The sequence below is a fragment of the Pseudomonas sp. PB120 genome (genome assembly GCF_009761815.1).
Lineage (GTDB): Bacteria > Pseudomonadota > Gammaproteobacteria > Pseudomonadales > Pseudomonadaceae > Aquipseudomonas.
Map to the genome: position 1 here is coordinate 1 of NZ_RWIN01000035.1, position 19,335 is coordinate 19,335.

Annotated in this window: 16 protein-coding genes; 8 read left to right on the top strand and 8 right to left on the bottom strand. The window is 60.0% G+C overall.

The features are described from left to right. Positions 1–134 precede the first annotated feature (134 nt). Together EJA72_RS05820 and EJA72_RS05825 are read left to right on the top strand one after the other, a co-directional pair. The gene (locus tag EJA72_RS05820; RefSeq protein WP_157710560.1) at positions 135–1,103 is read left to right on the top strand and encodes a metallophosphoesterase; all 969 of its coding nucleotides are present in this window, start codon (positions 135–137) and stop codon (positions 1,101–1,103) included. 14 nt (positions 1,104–1,117) lie between these two features. Then, on the top strand, positions 1,118–1,426 hold the full coding sequence (locus tag EJA72_RS05825; RefSeq protein ID WP_157710561.1) for a plastocyanin/azurin family copper-binding protein: 309 nt from the start codon (positions 1,118–1,120) through the stop codon (positions 1,424–1,426). A gap of 132 nt (positions 1,427–1,558) precedes the next feature. On the opposite strand, the gene tynA is transcribed toward EJA72_RS05825, so the two are convergent. Next, positions 1,559–3,847 (bottom strand): primary-amine oxidase, encoded by a 2,289-nt coding sequence (gene tynA / locus EJA72_RS05830; RefSeq protein ID WP_157710562.1) that lies wholly within the window; start codon positions 3,845–3,847, stop codon positions 1,559–1,561. Between the two features lie 212 nt (positions 3,848–4,059). Here tynA and EJA72_RS05835 point away from each other — a divergent pair, with 212 nt between their 5' ends. The 3 genes from EJA72_RS05835 (at position 4,060) to EJA72_RS05845 (ending at position 8,105) form a co-directional block, all read left to right on the top strand. After that, positions 4,060–4,560 carry a sigma-70 family RNA polymerase sigma factor gene (locus EJA72_RS05835; RefSeq protein ID WP_157710563.1) on the top strand — a complete coding sequence of 167 codons (501 nt, stop codon included), beginning with the start codon at positions 4,060–4,062 and terminating at the stop codon, positions 4,558–4,560. 40 nt (positions 4,561–4,600) lie between these two features. Then, positions 4,601–5,584 (top strand): FecR family protein, encoded by a 984-nt coding sequence (locus EJA72_RS05840; RefSeq protein ID WP_157710564.1) that lies wholly within the window; start codon positions 4,601–4,603, stop codon positions 5,582–5,584. Between the two features lie 97 nt (positions 5,585–5,681). Beyond that, complete coding sequence (locus EJA72_RS05845; protein WP_178129091.1) at positions 5,682–8,105, top strand: TonB-dependent receptor; 2,424 nt, start codon at positions 5,682–5,684, stop codon at positions 8,103–8,105. Between the two features lie 112 nt (positions 8,106–8,217). Here EJA72_RS05845 and EJA72_RS05850 read toward each other — a convergent pair whose 3' ends face one another. Beyond that, on the bottom strand, positions 8,218–9,369 hold the full coding sequence (locus EJA72_RS05850; protein WP_157710565.1) for an MFS transporter: 1,152 nt from the start codon (positions 9,367–9,369) through the stop codon (positions 8,218–8,220). 168 nt (positions 9,370–9,537) lie between these two features. Here EJA72_RS05850 and EJA72_RS05855 point away from each other — a divergent pair, with 168 nt between their 5' ends. Beyond that, complete coding sequence (locus tag EJA72_RS05855; RefSeq protein ID WP_157710566.1) at positions 9,538–10,533, top strand: diaminopimelate epimerase; 996 nt, start codon at positions 9,538–9,540, stop codon at positions 10,531–10,533. 110 nt (positions 10,534–10,643) lie between these two features. Here EJA72_RS05855 and codA read toward each other — a convergent pair whose 3' ends face one another. The 5 genes from codA to EJA72_RS05880 all read right to left on the bottom strand — a co-directional run bounded on the left by codA (position 10,644) and on the right by EJA72_RS05880 (position 15,520). Further along, complete coding sequence (gene codA, locus EJA72_RS05860) at positions 10,644–11,891, bottom strand: cytosine deaminase (RefSeq protein WP_157710567.1); 1,248 nt, start codon at positions 11,889–11,891, stop codon at positions 10,644–10,646. 215 nt (positions 11,892–12,106) lie between these two features. Further along, positions 12,107–12,937, bottom strand: coding sequence for an alpha/beta fold hydrolase (locus EJA72_RS05865; protein WP_157710568.1), 831 nt, complete (start codon positions 12,935–12,937; stop codon positions 12,107–12,109). A 227-nt stretch (positions 12,938–13,164) separates the two neighbouring features. Then, the gene (gene queD / locus EJA72_RS05870; RefSeq protein ID WP_178129093.1) at positions 13,165–13,521 is read right to left on the bottom strand and encodes a 6-carboxytetrahydropterin synthase QueD; all 357 of its coding nucleotides are present in this window, start codon (positions 13,519–13,521) and stop codon (positions 13,165–13,167) included. 85 nt (positions 13,522–13,606) lie between these two features. Beyond that, positions 13,607–14,686 carry a patatin-like phospholipase family protein gene (locus EJA72_RS05875; RefSeq protein WP_157710569.1) on the bottom strand — a complete coding sequence of 360 codons (1,080 nt, stop codon included), beginning with the start codon at positions 14,684–14,686 and terminating at the stop codon, positions 13,607–13,609. Positions 14,687–14,815: 129 nt separating this feature from the next. After that, positions 14,816–15,520, bottom strand: a complete 705-nt coding sequence (locus EJA72_RS05880) for a murein L,D-transpeptidase catalytic domain family protein (protein WP_157710570.1) — start codon at positions 15,518–15,520, stop codon at positions 14,816–14,818. Between the two features lie 77 nt (positions 15,521–15,597). Here EJA72_RS05880 and EJA72_RS05885 point away from each other — a divergent pair, with 77 nt between their 5' ends. Then, positions 15,598–17,349: a murein L,D-transpeptidase gene (locus EJA72_RS05885; RefSeq protein WP_157710571.1), complete on the top strand. Its 1,752-nt coding sequence runs from the start codon at positions 15,598–15,600 to the stop codon at positions 17,347–17,349. 52 nt (positions 17,350–17,401) lie between these two features. Continuing rightward, complete coding sequence (locus tag EJA72_RS05890) at positions 17,402–18,061, top strand: ribonuclease T2 (protein ID WP_157710572.1); 660 nt, start codon at positions 17,402–17,404, stop codon at positions 18,059–18,061. An 11-nt stretch (positions 18,062–18,072) separates the two neighbouring features. On the opposite strand, the gene EJA72_RS05895 is transcribed toward EJA72_RS05890, so the two are convergent. Then, complete coding sequence (locus EJA72_RS05895; protein ID WP_157710573.1) at positions 18,073–19,269, bottom strand: glycosyltransferase family 4 protein; 1,197 nt, start codon at positions 19,267–19,269, stop codon at positions 18,073–18,075. Positions 19,270–19,335: the final 66 nt, after the last annotated feature.

A 19,335-nucleotide genomic window follows, 5' to 3' on the forward strand; every position in this document is an offset into this window, starting at 1 on the left:
CCGCTGCGCAGCCTGACGCAGCCTCGTGCCTCGGCAGCTGCTACAGGGAATGGTGACGTGGAATAAAAAACCGTTTTGCCCGGTTGTACTTCCTGTCAGCTACATCACTGTAGTCCGCCAGCGAGGGCATACCGATGGACATTCAAGCAAAACACCCACTGCGCACAGACGGCCCGCTCAACCCTGACCGTCGAACGCTTCTGAAATGCTCGGCGTGGGCCGGGGCCGGCGTGATCTGGGCCCTGAGCGGGGGTATTCCCCGGGCCTTTGCGCTGGATGAAGCGGGCAACGTCGCCGACCCCAAGGCGCTGGCCAGCACGTTTCATTTCGTGCAGATCAGCGACTCGCACATCGGCTTCAACAAGGAGGCCAACCCCGACCCGCTGAAGACCTTGCAGGTGGCCATCGACAAGGTCATCGCGCTGCCGAAACGGCCATCGCTGATTCTGCACACCGGCGATATCACCCACCTGTCCAAAGCCGAGGAATTCGACACCGCCGCACAGCTGCTCAAAGGCCTGCCGTCCACCGTGCACTACGTGCCGGGCGAGCACGACACCCTCGACGAGGGCGGTGGCAAGCTCTACCTGGAACGTTACGGCAAGGGCACCAAAGGCAATGGCTGGTACAGCTTCGATGACCACGGCGTGCATTTTATTGCGCTGGTGAATGTCTTCAACTTCCAGGCCGGCCATGAAGCGACCCTCGGCGCCGATCAACTGGCGTGGCTGGCCGACGACTTGCGCGCCGTGACGAGCAGCACGCCCATCGTGGTGTTTACCCATATTCCGTTGTGGACCGTTTATCAGCCGTGGGGCTGGGGCACCGAGGATGGCGATCAGGCGATTGCCATGCTGCGCAAGTACGGTTCGGTGACGGTGTTGAACGGGCACATTCACCAGGTGATCCAGAAGGTCGAAGGCAACATTACCTTCCACACCGCCCGCGGCACGGCTTATCCACAACCCGCACCGGGAGCGGCGCCCTCACCGGGGCCGATGACGGTGGCGGCGGAACAACTGCGCAATTACCTGGGGATTACCGATGTGCGAGCGACGCAGGGTGATCATCCGCTGGCGCTGATCGATTCGACACTGGTCTAAGGGGGGGCGAGGCAATGAAAAAGCGACTGTTGGCGCTGGTCTGCCTGTTGCTGTCGATGCCGGTCTGGGCTCAGGACGTGAACATCGATATCAAGGAGTTCATGTTCGGGCCCAAGGACATGACCGTGGCGGTGGGCACCAAAGTGACGTGGGTGAACGATGACGAGATCCCGCATACGGTGGCCGAGACCCACAAGGTATTCCGCTCGGGGGCGCTGGATACCCATGACAGCTTTTCCTGGGTGTTCAACACGCCGGGGGAATTCGAGTATTTCTGCGCGCTGCATCCGCAGATGATCGGGAAGATTTTGGTAGTCCAATGATCCGCTGATCCCCCTGTAGGAGCGAGCTTGCTCGCGAAAAACGTCCGGACAACGTGGGTGGTCAGACCGCCCGCGTCATCGTTGACGTTCATCGCGAGCAAGCTCGCTCCTACAGTGGGATTTGTGTGGTGTTTACTTCGGTGCGCTGAGGTTCAGCGTCGGTGTTTCATCGAAGAAGTTCCACGGTTTCAGCAGCACGTGAACCCACTCGGTCGGCATGATCGGCCATTCCTCGGCCCGCGCGATGTGCGTGGTGCCGGTGGTCAGCCAGACCACATCGTCGGTGTTTTCAATGGACTGGTTGTCCTGGGTGAACTGCCCCAGGCCTGCGTCCTTGTCCGAACGGTTCGGGTACTTGCCTTCCGGGTATTTCTCTTCAGGGTTGTAGCGCGTGACCCACAGTTGTTTGTCCATGAAGCTCAGGCGGTGATAGAGCCATTCGTCCTTGCCGAAGTTGGCGCCCTTGGCCACCGGGTGCGTGCCGCCGGCATACGGGATCAACTGATAGGAAACCGGGTTGCCGACTTTGTTTTCCTTGCCGAAGTTGGTCAGCAGGCGAACGGTCGACGGGTCGAATTTCTGTGCGGCCTGCTGTTCGGTGCTGACTACGTTGTGTTCGGTCTGCATGGTGCTGGTCCGTGGTCCGCCCCGGTCATTCGGGACCACCACCGGGTTCACTTCCACCAGCGAGTTGCTTTCACCGTCCACGTCCATGTCCAGGCGGAAGTTGTAGATGTGCTGGTGCGTGGTGCCGACGATGTTGTGGTCCAGCAGCGTGCCGTAGCGCGTGTCTTCCTTGGCCGTGTCTTCGTGCATGTTTTTCGATTTCACGCCCTTGACCGCTTCGATGCCGGTGGCGCCGGCGTCGATGCCGATGGTGCCGTTCTGCTGGAAGACCCAATCGAAGATGTAGTCGTAGTTGCCGACGGTGCTGATCCAGCGCACCACCAGTTCGCGACGTTCGGTGCTGAGGTTGGGCTGACCCATTTCCTGGTGTTTGTATTCCGGGCCGGCGTAGCGTTCGAATACCGCCATGGCGCGTGGGATGGCGGTCGGTGCGCCGGTGTAGTCGGCAATGGTCGCGTCCAGGAGCACGGCGTTTTCCGGGGCGTCTTTGCCTCGGGCGATCGGCGAGGTCAAGGTGCCCATGCCGTAATCGCCGGAATCGAGGTACGCCTTGAAGTACCAGCCGACGTCCGGATCGCCGTAAGGCACAATCATGCCGCCCAGGGAGCCTTCGTACATGATTTTGCGTTTTTTGCCCTTGTCGTCGTAAGTGACCGTGGACAGGATCGGGCCGACGCGCGAGTCGAGGCGAACATGGAAGTCCCAGTTCTGCCAATGAATACTGTTGCCGGAGATGGTGTAGTTCTTGCCTTCAGGCTCGATGATTTCCAACGGCTTGACCTGCACGCCGGCACGTCCACGCCCGTCATAAGGGGTCGGCTTCATCGGAACCGGGATCAGCGCCTCGTCTTCGATCTTGATCAGCTTCTTCTGCTCAAGATCGACAATCGCCACCAGGCCTTCGATCGGGTGAGCCCAATAGTTGCCGTCATCGGTATTGAGGTAGCTGACGATTTTCAGCAGGCGCTTGTCTTGCGCCAGGCCGTCCTTGCCATCGAAGTAACCAACGGTCAACGGCGTGGCCACGACTTTCTTCACATCGTTGATGCCGCGCTTGGCGAGGGCCTGCGCGTACTCGGGACTGTTTTCGACCGCCGACTGCACAGTGGCGAAGTCGTCCAGCAGCACCATGCCATGCGCGCCTTCGATCGGCTTCCAGGACTTGAGCGTCTTGCTGTCGAGGTCCACCAGGCCCTCGATCACATGCTTGCCGTCGAGCACCACGATATTGGCCTGGCGCGGCTGGGAAACGTTTTGGCCGGTGTAGACGAAGTTCCACACCTGGTCCTTGGGCGGCTCGTTGACCGAGACTTCGGTGAAGCGGAAACCGGTCTGGTAATGCTCCGAGTGCTTGACGATGTCCACTGCGGTCTTGATTTCGTCCGCGCTCAGGGGGTTGAGCGGGTTGGGGCGGGTCTCGACGACAAAGGTCTTGTCCAGGCCAGACTGGAAGACCTGGTTGATGAAGTCCTTGGACATGAACGCGGTCTGGTTCTTGAACACCACCGGCACCGTCAGCTCCATGCGTTTGCCGTTGAGCATGGCCACTTTGCTGTCCGGCTTGACCTTGAGGAAGACACCGTCCTTGGCAATGGTGAATACGTGCGAATAGTCGTCCCATTTGACCGAGGCGCCAAAGTCTTCCAGGGTCGATTGCAGGGGCACCATTTCGGCGTGACCACCGTGGGCCTGGGCAGTGGACATCCAGCAAGGCAGGCCGAGCGTGCCCAAGGAAATGGCCAGGGCCAGTCGTGCAAGCGGTTTTCTTTTGAGCGACGCTAAAGCTGTGAACATGTCTGAATACCTTGGGTAAAGCCGGTGTGAGGCATAGCTGCACTTTGCTACAGCCGGTGGCTGGCTTCTTTTAAATTCCTGCCAGAATCCTTTGCCTCTGTGCCTAAATCAACTTTTCTCGCTGCATGGCGAGGCGGCGCCGGTCTGGAAGCCATTGCTTCCGGTTAATAGGAAGCATTACTATTCACGCCCCGTCTCCACAGCACGCCGCAATGACCCCCAAGTTGCCCCGCAGACACCGCTTTTTCGAGCATTACGAAGAGTTGGTTGGCACCTGGACCCGTCGCCTGAGAAACCGTCAGCAGGCCGAGGATCTGGCCCACGATACGTTCGTGCGGGTGCTTGAGTCCGATTCGGCGGCGGTGGAGCAACCCAGGGCGTACTTGCACCAGACCGCACGCAACATCGCGGTGGATGGCTATCGGCGCGAGGATCGGCGGGGCGCCATGGAATCCGAGGCGATTGATCACAGTGCGTCGTCGTCCGGCGACCCGGAGCATTTCATGCATGCGATCCAGTTGGCGGATTCCATCGAGCGGGCGCTGACCGAGTTGCCCATCAACTGCCGCAAGGTGTTCGTCTGGCAGAAGATCGAAGGCCTGACCCAGGCTGAAATCGCCGAACGCCTGGGACTGTCCAAGAATATGGTGGAAAAGTATATGATCCGCACGCTGCGGCATCTGCGCGACCGCCTTGACGGATTGCACCCATGAGCGGCGGCGTCTTCTCATCCCCGGCCAAACAGGAACTTCCATGATGGATACTCGTGATTGTGCGTGCGGGCAAACAACGGTTCGCGACGAGGCGGCGCGCTGGTTTGTGCGCTTGCAGGAACCGGCCGTGGATGTCCTGGAATACCAGCGTTTCGAAACCTGGCTGGACGAACATCCTCAGCATCGCCATGAGTTCCAGCTGCTTCAGAGCTTGTGGTCGGCGGCAGACCTGCTGCCACCCCAGCGCTTGCAAGCCTTGTGCGAAACGCCTCCGACGCGCAACCAGCGTCGGCCACTGGTGCGTTATGCGGTGGCCGCCAGCGTGCTGACCGTGGCGCTCGGGCTTGGGCTGTTCAGCGGTTTGAATCATCCGGCGCCGTACACCGCCGAGTACTCGACGGCGCTGGGCGAGCGGCGCCATGTGGCGTTGCCGGACGGTTCGGTGATTGATCTGAACAGCCGCAGCCGGGTGCAGGTGCAGTTTGAGAAGGACCGTCGCGGCATCGAACTGGTGGAAGGCGAAGCCATGTTCAGCGTCGAACACGACACCAGCCGGCCGTTCGTGGTCGAGACGGGCAGCGGCAAGGTAACGGTCACCGGCACCCGTTTCGATGTGCGCCGCGACACCGGCGAAACCCGGGTGGTGGTGGAGCAGGGCACCGTCAAGGTCCAGGGCCTGGACGCCGCCGACAGCGATTTCATCAGCCTCACCGCGGGCCTTGGCACGCGTGTCGATGCCCAGGGCAATGTGGCCGCCGCCTACGCGGTCAACCCTGCAGAACTGACGGCCTGGCGCAGCGGCAAACTGGTGTTCAACAACGCCAGCCTCAGCGAAGTCGCCGTGGAAGTCTCGCGTTACCGGGAAAAACCACTCACGGTCGGTAACGACAAAGTGGGCAATCTGCGCCTGACCAGCGTGTTCAAATCCGACAACACCGACGCGCTGCTCAAGGCCCTGCCGAACATTCTGCCGGTGGCCGTGCGCACCCTCGATGACGGCAGCCAGCAAATAATTTCAAAATAAATTCAGGTTTTTTTGGAGTTCTTCGTCTTCTTGTCCAACTGCAACTGGTTTGCATTAACAAACGCATACGCTTGCGATCCACAGGACAACGTTCGACGTGAAGAAAACCACCGCTAAAAACAATAAATCCGCTTGGCTGCGCCTCGCACTGGCCCTGGCCATCAGCTCGGCCCTGCCTCAGGCATTCGCCGCTGACGCGATCCGTATCCCGGCGCAGCCGCTGGGTCAGGCCTTGAGTGAGCTCGGCCAGCAAACCTCGCTGCAGGTTTTTTTCAGTCCTGAACTGGTTGCCGGCAAACAAGCACCGGCCGTGGAAGGCAACCTTTCGCCGGAACAGGCCTTGCGCCAATTGCTGCAGGGCAGTGGTCTGGAGTACCAGATCGATGAAGGTTCGGTCACCCTCACGCCGGCACCGACTTCTGCCGCGAACGGCCCGCTGGAACTGGGTGTGACCGACATCAAAGTGGTCGGCGACTGGCTGGGTGATGCCGATGCCGCCGTGGTGCAGAATCATCCTGGCGCGCGCACGGTGATCCGCCGCGAAGCCATGATCGAGCAGGGCGCAATGAACGTCGGCGACGTGCTCAAGCGCGTGCCCGGCGTGCAGGTGCAGGACGCCAATGGCACCGGTGGCAGTGACATTTCCCTGAACGTCGGTGTCCGTGGCCTGACCTCGCGCCTGTCGCCACGCTCCACCGTGCTGATCGACGGCGTGCCGGCGGCGTTCGCCCCGTACGGCCAGCCGCAACTGTCCATGGCGCCGATTTCTTCCGGCAACCTCGACAGCATCGACGTGGTTCGCGGCGCCGGCTCCGTGCGTTATGGGCCGCAGAACGTGGGGGGCGTGATCAACTTCGTCACCCGGGCGATCCCGGAAAAAGCTTCGGCTGAAATCGGCACGACCCTGGAAACCTCCCAGCACGGTGGCTGGAAGCACATCGACACCGCGTTCGCCGGCGGCACCGCCGACAACGGCATGGGCGTGGCGTTGCTGTACACCGGCGTCAACGGCAACGGCTACCGTGAGCGCAACAACGGTAACGACATCGACGACGTGATCCTCAAGACCCACTGGGCGCCCACCGAGGTCGACGATTTCAGTCTCAACTTTCACTACTACGACGCCAACGCCGACATGCCCGGCGGCCTGACCCAGGCGCAGTACGACGCCGATCCGTTTCAGTCCGACCGCAACAACGACAATTTCAGCGGGCGGCGCAAGGACGTTTCGTTCAAATGGGCGCGGCAGATCGATGACCGCACCCAGGCGGAAGTGTTGACCTACTACACCGACAGTTTTCGTGGCAGCAACATCGCCGCGCGCGACCAGAAAACCCTCGGCTCCTTCCCGCGTTCCTACTACACGCTGGGGATCGAACCACGGGTGTCCCATGTGTTCGACGTCGGTCCGACCACCCAGGAAGTCAGTGTCGGTTATCGCTACTTGAAAGAAGCCATGCACGAAGAGGCCAGCCGCCTGGCGCTGGTCAACAACGAACCCGTCGCGACCAAGACCTCGGACGGCCATGTGTACCAGGACCGCACCGGTGGCACTGAGGCCAACTCGGTCTACGTCGACAACAAGATCGATGTCGGCAAATGGACAGTAACCCCGGGCATCCGCTTCGAGCACATCAGCACTGACTGGCATGACCGCCCGGTACTCGACACGGCCGGCAAACCGGTGCCGGAGAAGCACCGCAGCATCGAAAGCAATGAACCGCTGCCGGCCCTGAGCGTGATGTATCACATTTCCGATGCCTGGAAACTGTTCGCCAACTACGAAACCTCGTTCGGCAGCCTGCAGTATTTCCAGCTCGGCCAGGGTGGCTCGGGCGACAGCACCGCCAATGGCCTGGAGCCGGAAAAGGCCAAGACCTACGAAATCGGTACGCGCTACAACGATGATGTGTGGGGCGGCGAAGTGACGCTGTTCTATATCGACTTCGATAAAGAGCTGCAATACATCAGCAACGATGCCGGCTGGACCAACCTCGGCGCGACCACGCACCGCGGGCTCGAGGCGTCGGTGCACTACGACATGTCGGCGCTGGACCCACGCCTCGACGGCCTGACCGCCAACGCCGGTTTCACTTACACCCGTGCCGTGTACGAAGGCGAGATTCCGGACTTCAAGGGCCGTGACTTGCCGTTCTACTCGCGCCAGGTGGTGACTGCCGGCCTGCGTTACGACATCGACCGCTGGACCTACAACGTGGATGCCTTTGCCCAATCCAAGCAGCGCTCACCGGGCGTTGCCGTGAATGCGGACGGTAGCTTCACTCACAATTACATCACCGAAGGCACCGCGGATGGCCAATACGGCGACATCCCGGGCTACGTCACCTGGAACGTGCGTGGCGGTTATGACTTCGGTCCGCAGGTGTCGAACCTGAAGCTTGGGGCGGGGATCAAGAACATTTTCGACAAGCAGTACTTCACGCGATCCAGCGACAATAATTCGGGGATGTATGTAGGGGCGCCGCGTACGTTCTTTGTTCAGGCCAGTGTTGGGTTCTGATAGACCCAGTTGAATTCATCGCGAGCAGGCTCGCTCCCACACTGGATTTGTGAACGACACAGATCCAATGTGGGAGTGAGCCTGCTCCGGGCGGCGTTCCGACGATGCTTTTTTAGACTTTCAACACTTTTCCGCCAATGGCAACGGCAACCAGTAACACCGCCATCAACCCAAACGCAAAACTCAAACTGCTGCCGTGGGCAATGAACCCGATCACCGCAGGCCCGGCAAGAATCCCCGCATACCCCAAGGTCGTGATCGCCGGCACGGCAATGTGTTCCGGCATGACCGTCTGTTTGCCCACCGCCGTGTACAGCACCGGCACGATGTTTGAACAACCTGCGCCCAGGAAGGCATAACCGAGCAACGCGACCTCCCAGGACGGGGCGAATGTCGCCAGCGCCAGGCCCGACGCGGCCGTCAGGCCACCGAACACAATGACGCGCGTCGAGCCCAGGCGCCGGACGATCCTGTCACCGGTCAACCGCCCGATGGTCATGGTCAGCGCAAACGCGGCGTAACCCAGCCCTGCATACGCCGTGTCGATCCCGCGCTCCTGCGTCAGGAACACCGCACTCCAGTCGAGCGCCGCGCCTTCGGCCAGGAACACGATGAAGCACATGCCGCCGATGAACAGCACGATCCCGTGGGGCACGGCAAACGCCGGGCCGGCGCTTTCACTGCCATAGGGCAACAGATGCGGCGCGGCTTTGATTAGTGCCAGCACCAGGCACACGATGACCACCAGCATGGCCCCCAGCGGCGAAAAACCGAAGCCGAGCAGGGCGCTGACCCCCGCTGCGCCGACGATCCCGCCGAGACTGAACAGCCCATGGAAACCCGACATCATGTTCTTGCCGCTGGCGCGTTCGACGATCACCGCCTGCAGGTTCACCGTTGAATCCACCGTGCCGAGCCCGGCACCGAACATGAACAGGGTGGCGATCAAGGCCGGCACCGACGAGACCGTTGCCAGCAATGGCAGCGCCGCACAGATCAATAATGTCCCGCCGGCAGTTACCCGCCGGCAGCCGAAGCGTGAGGCCAGCAGTCCGGCCATCGGCATGGCCAGGATCGAGCCGACGCCCAGGCACAGCAGCAACAAGCCGAGCGTCCCTTCATCCAGTCCGGCGCGCGCCTTGGCGTACGGCACCAGCGGCGCCCACGCGGCGATGCCGAGGCCGGCGATGAAAAAGGCGATGCGCGTGGACATTTGCTCCAGGCGCCCGGGAACGAATGTGCTTGAGGTGTTGAGGCTGGTCATATCAATCCTTGGTAAAAAACGGCGCGTCCCCAAGGGACAGTGACTCACCGGTGAGGTTCGATCAGTGCCCGGACGGTTTCTCGGTCAGCAGGGCGACATCGTTGCACAGCCGGGCCGTGTTTCGCGATATGTTGCGCCAGACTCATCAATTGCAGCGGGGAGGGCGCCATGGCGCGGATGTACGATGCACGAGGCAATATCTATGTGGTTGTGGCGCCCGAAGAATTGCGCCGCAACGGTATCGATCTGCCGGAACAGGCCAGTCACGCGGTGCAAAGCCGGGAGGCATGGACGTCGGCAGCGATCGAGGCGTGTTGTGGCTGGGCGCCCGGCACACAGCCGCCCGGCAGCAAGGACCATCGCAGCGACGGTTTGCTGGTGGGGCCGTTCCAGGCGTCGCCGCCGTTCGATGTCTTGATTGTGAACACCGATGGCACCCTCGCCGAGCGCAGTGGCAATGGCTTGACGATTTTTTCCCAGGCGCTCAGCGATCAGGGGCTGTGGCCGAACGATGAGGCGTGTGTGCTCAGGGTCCATCACGACAAGGCCGATGTGCGTTCACCGGGCGAAGCAACGGTGAAACCGGCGCAGGTCGAAGGCGTTCAAGGGTTCTGGCTGGACCTGGGCAAGCCGTCGTTCGGGCCGGATGCGGTCAGTGCTCACGGAGTCGATAGCGTGACATTTAATGGTCGCGAACTCAGTCACGTGCGGCCGTTGGCGTCACTCAATGCCGCGTGGTCGCGAAGCCAGTTCGCGCGGGTCGGTAATCCTCACTGCGTGACCCTTGTGGACGGCGCGGATGCTTTGCCGAGCAACGAGCAGATGCGTCAGCCTGAGTTGTCCGAGGGTTTGACGCGTATCGCCTACGCCATGCCGACGGGTGCCGGCCAGCCCTGTCCTGCGGGCGTGAACCTGCAGTGGGCGATGCTGGAATCCGAGGGGCGAGTCGTCGCGCGTGTGTTCGAACGTGGTGAAGGGCCTACGGCCTCGTCAGGGACCAGCGCGACGGCGGTGGCGTGCGCAGCGTGGCGGGTTGGATGGGTCGCGGCGGGCGAAGTTCGCGTGGTCATGCCCGGCGGCACGGCGCCGATTTTGCTGGAGGAGAAGGACGGTGAGTTGTGGCGGGTCAGTCTTTTTGGTACCGCTCGGTTGATGGGTTGTTAGTTAGATCGCCATCGCGAGCGGGCTCGCTCCCACAGGGGATTTGTGAACGACACAGGTCCAGTGTGGGAGCGAGCTTGCTCGCGATGAGGCCCGCCCAGCCAACAAAGAACTCAGCCCTGATCGCCAAAGAACTCCACCACCGGCATCTCCCGCTTCATCAACACCTTCCCGCCGCGCACCGAATACAGCGGCAAGCCCTGACTGCGGATCACCTCGTAATCGCTGTCCGCCGACAGAATCAGCAAATTCGCCGGCCGTCCGCGTTCCAGTCCATAGCGTTCCCCTAAGGCCAAGGTCCTGGCGCTGTTGTCGGTCACCAGGTCCAGCGCACTTTGCAGATTGCGGTAACCGAGCATGTGGCAGATGTGCAGGCCCGCTTCGAGCACCCTGAGAATGTTGCCATTACCCAGCGGATACCACGGATCGACAATCGAATCCTGGCCGAAACAGACATTGATGCCCGCTTCAAGCAACTCGTTGACCCGAGTCACGCCACGGCGTTTCGGGAAGTTGTCGTAGCGCCCCTGCAAGTGAATGCTTTCGGTGGGGCAGGACACAAAGTTGATCCCTGAATGCCCAAGCAGCCGAAACAGCTTGGCGCAGTAGGCGTTGTCGTAGGAGCCCATCGCCGTGGTGTGGCTGGCGGTGACACGTGCGCCCATGTCGCGGCTGCGCGCCTCTTCGGCCAGCACTTCAAGGAAGCGTGAGTGCGGGTCATCGGTTTCATCGCAATGCACGTCCACCAGGCAGCCGGTGCGTTCGGCGAGGTCCATCAGGAACTTCACCGAGCTGACGCCCTGGTCGCGGGTGTACTCGAAATGCGGAATGCCGCCGACCACATCGGCGCCCATGCTGATCGCTTCTTCCATCAACTCGCGGCCGTTGCGGTACGACTCGATGCCTTCCTGGGGGAACGCGACGATTTGCATGTCGACCAGGTGCCGGCTTTCCTCGCGCACTTCAAGCATTGCCTTGAGCGCTGTCAATGAAGGGTCGGTGACGTCGACGTGGGTGCGCACGTGCTGGATGCCGTGGGCGGCGAGGGTCTGGATGGTTTTCCTGGCGCGGGTCTTGGTGTCTTCTTTAGTAATCGTCACCTTGCGCTCGCCCCAGCACTCGATGCCCTCGAACAGCGTGCCGCTCATGTTCCAGCGCGGCTCGCCGGCGGTGAGGGTCGCGTCGAGGTGGATGTGCGGTTCGACGAAGGGCGGCACCACCAGGTTGCCGCCGGCGTCCAGGTCATCGGGCCCCAGGGTCGGGGCTTCGGTCTGCCGGGCAATACTGCCGATCAGGCCGTTTTCCAGGTGCAACTCATGCAGGCCTTCTTGGTTGCGCAGGCGGGCGTTGATGATGTGCATGAGGCGAATCCTTTTAGAGAATCGTGTAGGCAATGACTCTACGTTAGCGCGCCAGCAGTGATCCCTGCCAGCAGCGTTGACCACTGCAGTCAAAAATAAATGTGGGAGCGAGCCTGCTCGCGATGAACTTGAGATCGCCACGGGGTACCAGGCTCCCAGCGTCATCGATTACGACCATCGCGAGCAGGTTCGCTCCCACAGTGGATTGGGTTAAATCAGGCGGATTTGTGTTGCGGCAGAAACCGTAGCAACGCTGCGATGATCGCTTCGGGCGCGTCTTCCTGAACCAGATGCCCCGCGTTCGGAACCGCATGGAACTGCGATCCTGGAATCATTCGATGCAGCGCTTGGCCGCGTTCGATGGGAATCCACTGATCGTCCTCGCCCCACAAAATCTGCACCGGGCACCGGACCTTCGGGTACAACCCTTCAACTTCGCGCGTGTATCGCTCATCCATCTGCGCAATTTGTCGGTAAAACGCCGCTTGCCCCGGATCGCACAGCCACGGCGACACATAGGGTTGCAGTTCGTCGTCCGGGATGTCGCGCTTGATTGCCCCACGAATGTAGGCCGGCACAATGGCTCGCTGGATGTAGTCGGGCAGTCCGCTGAAGGCGGCCTCATGCTGGCGCACATGCTGCACAAACGGCGATCCCCATGGCGTCAGCGCCACGGGATCGATCAGGGTCAGGCTGCGGTAATCCTTGCCATTGAGCAGATGTGCGCGCAACGCGGTCGCGCCGCCGAAGTCGTGGGCCACCACATCCGGACGGTCCAGACCCCAGTGATCGAGCAAGTTCGCCAACAGATGGTTCTGAACCCCCAGCGACACATCACCGTCAATTTTCTCTGACTGGCCGTAGCCCAGCAGGTCGAAGTAATGCACGCGGTGTGTAGTGATGAAATGCGGTGCAATCCGGTGCCAGACACACGAGGAGAAGGGCGTGCCGTGAACGAACACCAGGGGCGGGCCGTCGCCGCGTACGGCGTAACGCACGGTGTGTCCGTTGAAGCGAAAGGTCTGAGCCAGCGGCCAGTCAGTCATGGGCGCGTCCTTTTGGCAAGAGGGTGCCAAAAAGCATAGGCATAAAAAACAGCGTTGAGGGCTAATGCCTATAAGTAGGCATGACTCATTACTTGTGGCGAGGGAGCTTGTCGGAACGCCGCACCGTCCCGCTGGGTCGCGAAGCGGCCCCCAGAAAAAGGACTGCTGCGCAGTCCAGCGGGAGCAAGCTCCCTCGCCACAGGGTTTTGCGGGTGTTGTAGAGCTGATTACTCGCCGCGATAGATGCAACCGCTGGTGCACGTTTCATGGATACGGATCGCACTGAGTTCCGGCAACAGAGGCTTCAATTCATTCCAGATGAACACGGCCAGCACTTCGCTGGTCGGGTTTTCCAGACCGGGAATGTCGTTCAGGTAGTTGTGATCCAGGCGCTCGTAAAGCGGCTTGAAGATCGCCTTGATTTCCGAAAAGTCACGGATCCAGCCGGTGTGCGGATCGAGGTCGCCGCTGAGGTGGATCGCTACTTTGAACGAGTGACCATGCAGGCGGCCGCACTTGTGGCCTTCCGGCACGTGAGGCAGGCGGTGGGCGGATTCGAACGTAAACTCTTTGAAGATTTCCACAGTGATTTTCAGCTCTGTCAGGTGGCGATCGCCGCGGCGATGTGGGCAGGCGGCGAGTTTACCAGAGCTCTGGACAAAACACTGACTAAAGGGTCAGCAAGCGCTCGCCGAAGCGACCATTGGCGGCCAGCTCCAGAAACTCGTCACCCAATCGGCGGCTTTCATCCATGGCCGTGCGCCAGTATTTCTGGCGGGCTGGCGCATCGCCCATGAAACGCTTGAAATCGTTTCGGTCAGGCAGTTTGCCGAACGGCAGGCGCGACAGATATTCCCGGGACGGCGCCAGCAGCAGCACATTCTGCAAGCGTGCCGGGCAGGCGCGGCGCCACGGCAGGGTCTTGTCAAACCAGCCGGGAATCACCCGGTCGGTGAAATGCGGATAGAGCACGATGTCATTGCCGCTGTAGGGCAGGTCGAGGTGGTAGTCCAGCAGCCCGCCATCGCGGAACGTGCCGGCACCGGCCCCCGGCAGTTCGCGCACGCCTTCCATCACCATCGGGATCGAGCCCGATGCGAGCAGGGCCTGGCGCAGGTTGCCGGCAGTGAGCGAGACGAAGCGCGACGGGAAGTCGTTCAACCCGTTGACCGGCGGCGCCAGGCGCGGGTCGTGGATGATCAGCCGTTCGAAATGCCGCGACAGTCGTGACCGGCCGCGAAGGTTGTCGGCGATCACCGATGACAAGCCGAGCCCCAGCCGGCCGCGATGGTCGTCCGCCAGCAGTCCGTGGCTTTTGACCACCATGATGTTCAGTCGGTAATGGGGATTGTCCAGGATCGAGGCATCGCGACCGTCGAGCAATTCATCGAGCATGCGCCGGGAACTCTGAGAGATCTGCGCCATGGTCACGCCTTTGGCGAAGTCCTGCCCGGTGTACAAGTGACCGAGGCGACGGATGCCTTCGGCCGCGTCCGGCAGGCAGGCGCTGGCGAAGCGCCAGGAACCCACCGATGCCCCAATCAGCGAACGCTCGCGAGGCGCTGCCGGCAGCCATTCACCAAACAGCGCCAGGTCCAGACCTTGAATGCCCAGGGCTTTCGGTCCCCCGGCGGCTCCCGGCAGCGTGCCCACATCAATTGCGCTCAAGCCGTCTTGACGGATGCGCGTCAACGCACGTGAACCGGCTTTGAGGATCAGCGAAGGAAACTTGATGTGGATAGCGGTCATACCGGTCTCGAAGTCTGGCAAACGGGCGGATTATAAACAGGTGTGGGCCCATTGTTGCCGGGCCCACTTCACGTTGCAGACTTTTCGAAGACCGGTACCAGGATTATAGTTTTGACGAATGATCGTCATTCAGCGGCGGGTGCTGGCTTTGGAAGCAGTGGCCACAGTGGCGCCACCACAATTGATATAGGACGACGATTTCAACCAGCGCTGGTCCGGGTAATAGGAAAACAGCAGCTGCCCATCCTTCATCGAATCAATCAGGCGATGAGCGATGGCAGGCCGGACGGCCGGGCAGCCGAGGCTTCTGCCAATCCGGCCATTGGCCCGCGCCAGGACAGGGCTGACATAGGGCGCGCCATGAATGACGATCGCCCGGTCAAACGCGTTGTCGTTGAAACCCGGTTCCAGGCCTTCCATGCGCAACGAATAGCCGTTCTGCCCGACGTAGCTAGACTGGGTGCGGTACAAGCCGAGGCTGGTGGCAAAGCTTTCGTTCTGATTGGAGAAGTTGACGGCCATGTTCTCGCCGCTGTTGCGACCGTGGGCCACCAGCTCGTGAAACAGCAACTTGCGTTTTTTCAGGTCAAATACCCACAACCGCTGTTCGGTGGAGGGCATGGAATAATCGATGACTGCCAGTCGTTGGGCCGGGGCGGCGCCCTGGGCCTGAGTGCATTGAGTGGCGCGGACGGCCAGGGCAATGACCTTGGCGTCCGCGCCGGGCGCCGCTTTGACAAGGGCGGCCGCCAGCGAATCGGCGTAGGCTGACGGTACTGACGTGATCGTCAGTAGCAGGGCCGTGAATAGAAAGCCAAAGCGGTCTAGCGCCATATAGATGTCTCATCATGATAATTTCGAGTCTAGCAGCAGGTTTGCCAGGCGTTGAAGGCGGAGATTAAGGATTATCCATGGGGCAGTTAACAAGGTTATTCGTCATAAGCCGCGTCTTTTTTATGGGCTTTCTGATCAGCGGTGTAGCGTACGCCGAAACTTCGCCGATCGAGCCGGTAATTGCGTCGAGCGGCGCAAGATGGGCAGCACCCGACGACAACGTCGCTCAAGTGATCCAGGCCACGTTTGCGCCCCTCAGTACGGCTTTTCCACCGCTGCTCACTTCACGGCGATATAAACGCGTGGATGTGAATCGGGTGGTCATGGATTTTTACAGCCATCGTGGCTATCGCGCGGCCTGGACGAATGACAACGATGTCACCCAATTGCTGAACAGCCTCGAAGCGACCCAGGCTGACGGCTTGAGCCCCGCGGATTTCCATGGCGATGACCTGGCCCGGTCGCGGTTGTCGATGCAGGCGTCGGCGCCGACACCCGAGCAGCAGGCCGCATTTGATATCGCCGCGACCCATACCTTTGTCACCGCGTTGCTGCAGTTGCGGCGCGGCAAGGTCGACCCTTCGCGGCTCGATATCCACTGGAACTTCGACCCGACGGATGTCGACCCCCGCGACGACTTCAATCACTTTTTCGCCGCCCTCGATAATCATGACGTCGCCCAGGCGTTTGCCATTGCACCGCCACAAGAGGCGGTCTATCAAGGTTTGCGTCATGGCTTGGCGCAATTGCGCAAGGTGCAGGACATCGGCGGCTGGCCAGTGATTGCCGAAGGTCACTCCCTCAAGCCCGGCATGGACGAACCCGCCGTTGCGCAGTTGCGGGCGCGCTTGGTGGCGGGAGGTTTCCTTGACCCGCGATTGGCACGTGGAACGAAATACGACAGCGCCGTCACGGCAGCAGTGAAAAAGTACCAAGCCGAGCAATACCTCGGGGCGGACGGCATGGCCGGCGCCACGACGCTGGCGGCATTGAATGTGCCGGTCGGTGCACGCATCGACCAGGTGCGGGTAAACATGGAACGGGCGCGCTGGCTGCTTTATAAACTTCAGGGCACGTTCGTCATTGTCGATATCGCCGGGTACAAGGTCGCGATGTACCGCGACGGCCAACCGATCTGGCGTTCCCGGGTGCAGGTCGGCAAGCCGTTCCGCAATACACCGGTGTTTCAGGCCGAAATCACGTACATCACGTTCAATCCGACCTGGACGGTGCCGCCGACGATTCTGAAGGAGGACGTGCTGCCGAAAATCTTGAAGAATCCGGGTTACCTCGACGCTAACCGTATCAAGGCAATTGACCGGGAGGGCGCGGTGGTCGATCCGGCGACCATCGACTGGACGAACCCGCGAGGTATTACCCTGCGACAGGACGCCGGCGCGGACAGTTCGTTGGGTCAAGTGGTGATCCGGTTCCCCAACGAGTATTCGATTTACCTGCACGACACACCGCACCGCGAGTTGTTTGCAAAAACGGTGCGTGCGACCAGCTCAGGGTGCATACGGGTAGAAAACCCGCTGCAGTTGGTTGAGTTGCTGTTCAACGACCCGATTCACTGGGACAGTGCCGGCATTCAAAAACAACTGGCCAATGGCAAGACACAAAATATCAGGTTGCCGGTCAAGGTCCCGGTGCTGCTGGCTTACTGGACAGTGGACCTGAGCAGCGACGGTCGAGTGACGTTCAAGCCCGACGTTTACGGGTACGATTCCGAGGTGTTGCGCGGGTTGAACCTGCCATCGCCAAGGCCCGCCCTGGATGTGCGGCGTGTGCAGACGGCTTCCCTGACCACGGGAGGCTACCAACCCTAGTCAGGTCGAAGTGGCGTTTGATTGCCGAATAATTCACTCCGGGGTTGGGCAAATGAAGAAGTTTTACGCGGTTGCCGTACTGATTCTGTTGACGTTCGGCAGCATTGGCTTGAGCACCGCCCGGGATTCAAGAAATAACAGGCCCGAGGCCGTGGCGGGCGTGTTCGATTACTACCTGCTGACGCTTTCCTGGTCGCCCACGTTTTGCCTGACCCATGAAGGTGACATCCAGTGCTCCGGTAAAGGCTACGGCTTTGTGCTTCACGGCCTCTGGCCCCAATACGCCGACGGTGGCTGGCCGCAGTCGTGTCCACCGAGGGTGAGATTGTCTGCTGCAGAGCGTGCGAAGGGCCTGACGTTGTTTGCGACGCCAAAGTTGCTCGAGCATGAATGGGCCAAACATGGCACTTGCAGCGGCCTGGGAGCCATGGGGTATCTGGAGGCGGCTGACACGGCCGTTGGTGCGGTGAGCATTCCGCAACAATTGCAGCCTTTAAGCGATTCGTACTACTTCCAGGCCGGGGAAATTGCGCAGATGTTCCGTCAAAGCAATCCGGGGATTCCGGAAAATGGCATTGCGGTGATGTGCAACGGGCCAACGTTGTCGGAAGTTCGGGTGTGCCTGGATAAGGACCTGAAGTTCTCGGCGTGCGGTAAAGGGGTGAAAAACCAGTGTCGGGCAGGGAATATCCGTGTTCCCCCTTCGCGATAGAGTCGTCGTGCTTAGCAGGTCTTCATACCTTCCTTGAGGAATGCTTCCCGGTCCAGATGCATCTGCAAATGCGTCTTGCCCGTCGCGTACTCCAAGCCCGCCAGCCCCATCTTGAGTGCGAGATCAGAATGGCGTGCAACATGACTGATGACCGCTGCCAGGCTGGCGGCATTACCCATCTCAAAGGTAAATGCATTATCTACGTTCGTGATGTCCCTGATCCCGGAAGTGTCAGAACCAATCACGGGCACGCCTTGGCTGAACGCATCAAAGATAATCCTGGGCTGTTCTTGTTTCAGCGTGGGAATCAACACCCAGTCATATTCGGCGACGGTCTCGAAAAAGTCTTGCCCGTAATCAACCGGTTCTTGGTAAATGACATTAATGCCGCCGTGATCACGGTTGGTAAAGCGCTGACATTTTTCTTTTAACGGCCCTAAGCCCATGATTGTAATGTCAATTTTGATATCGGTGCCTTTCAGCTTTTTAATGGCTGCGAGCAGAATCAAAACACCTTTGTCTCTAATCAGGCGTGATGGGAACAATATTCTGACCGGTTTTTCGTGTCTGTTCTGATATCTTAGTTCGACAGTTTTCGGGTCGGCAACGTTAACTTCATCAACCCAGGTGGCAGGGTTTATAAGTGTTCGTTGCTGCTCACCTTTCAGAAAATAATTTCTGTAGAACGTTTGGGTGAAGACTCTTGAATCGGCGATCTTCAAACAACGGGTCAGCAAAAATTTATGAACGTGATGTTCAATCAGTTTTCTCGGGGTTTTTCTTTCGCGTTTACCCAGCATCCAGAAAGAGGACTCGATAACGATAACCCAGTGAAACGGCATGAACGGCTTAAGCGCCAACAAATAAAATGACAGGGGAAACGCCCAGCCTGCGCCGTCAGAATGAACAATGCTCGCTTTTTTGGCGGCTTTTTTTACGGTAAAAAAGTTTGGGAAAATGTTTTTTATTATGGATTTAAGACCGTAATCCCGTTTTAATCCGAAAATCCATTTGATGTCCAGGTCGGAAATGTCTTCAAGTTCGGCAGTGTTCTCGTCGTGCTCGACGGGGCAACAAATGCCGAAATTTTCTATGTAGTTTAAATGCAGCCTCAGGTCTTTTGCCCACAGTGGCTCAGTAAATATCTGCCCGTTATCATTTTTTGTGATCGATATCCTGGTAAACAAGATGTACGGTTCAACTATCATAGCCCCCCCAATTTTTTAATGTCTTACTGCTGTTGGGCGATGCTTTCTGTCGTACAACGCGCCGGA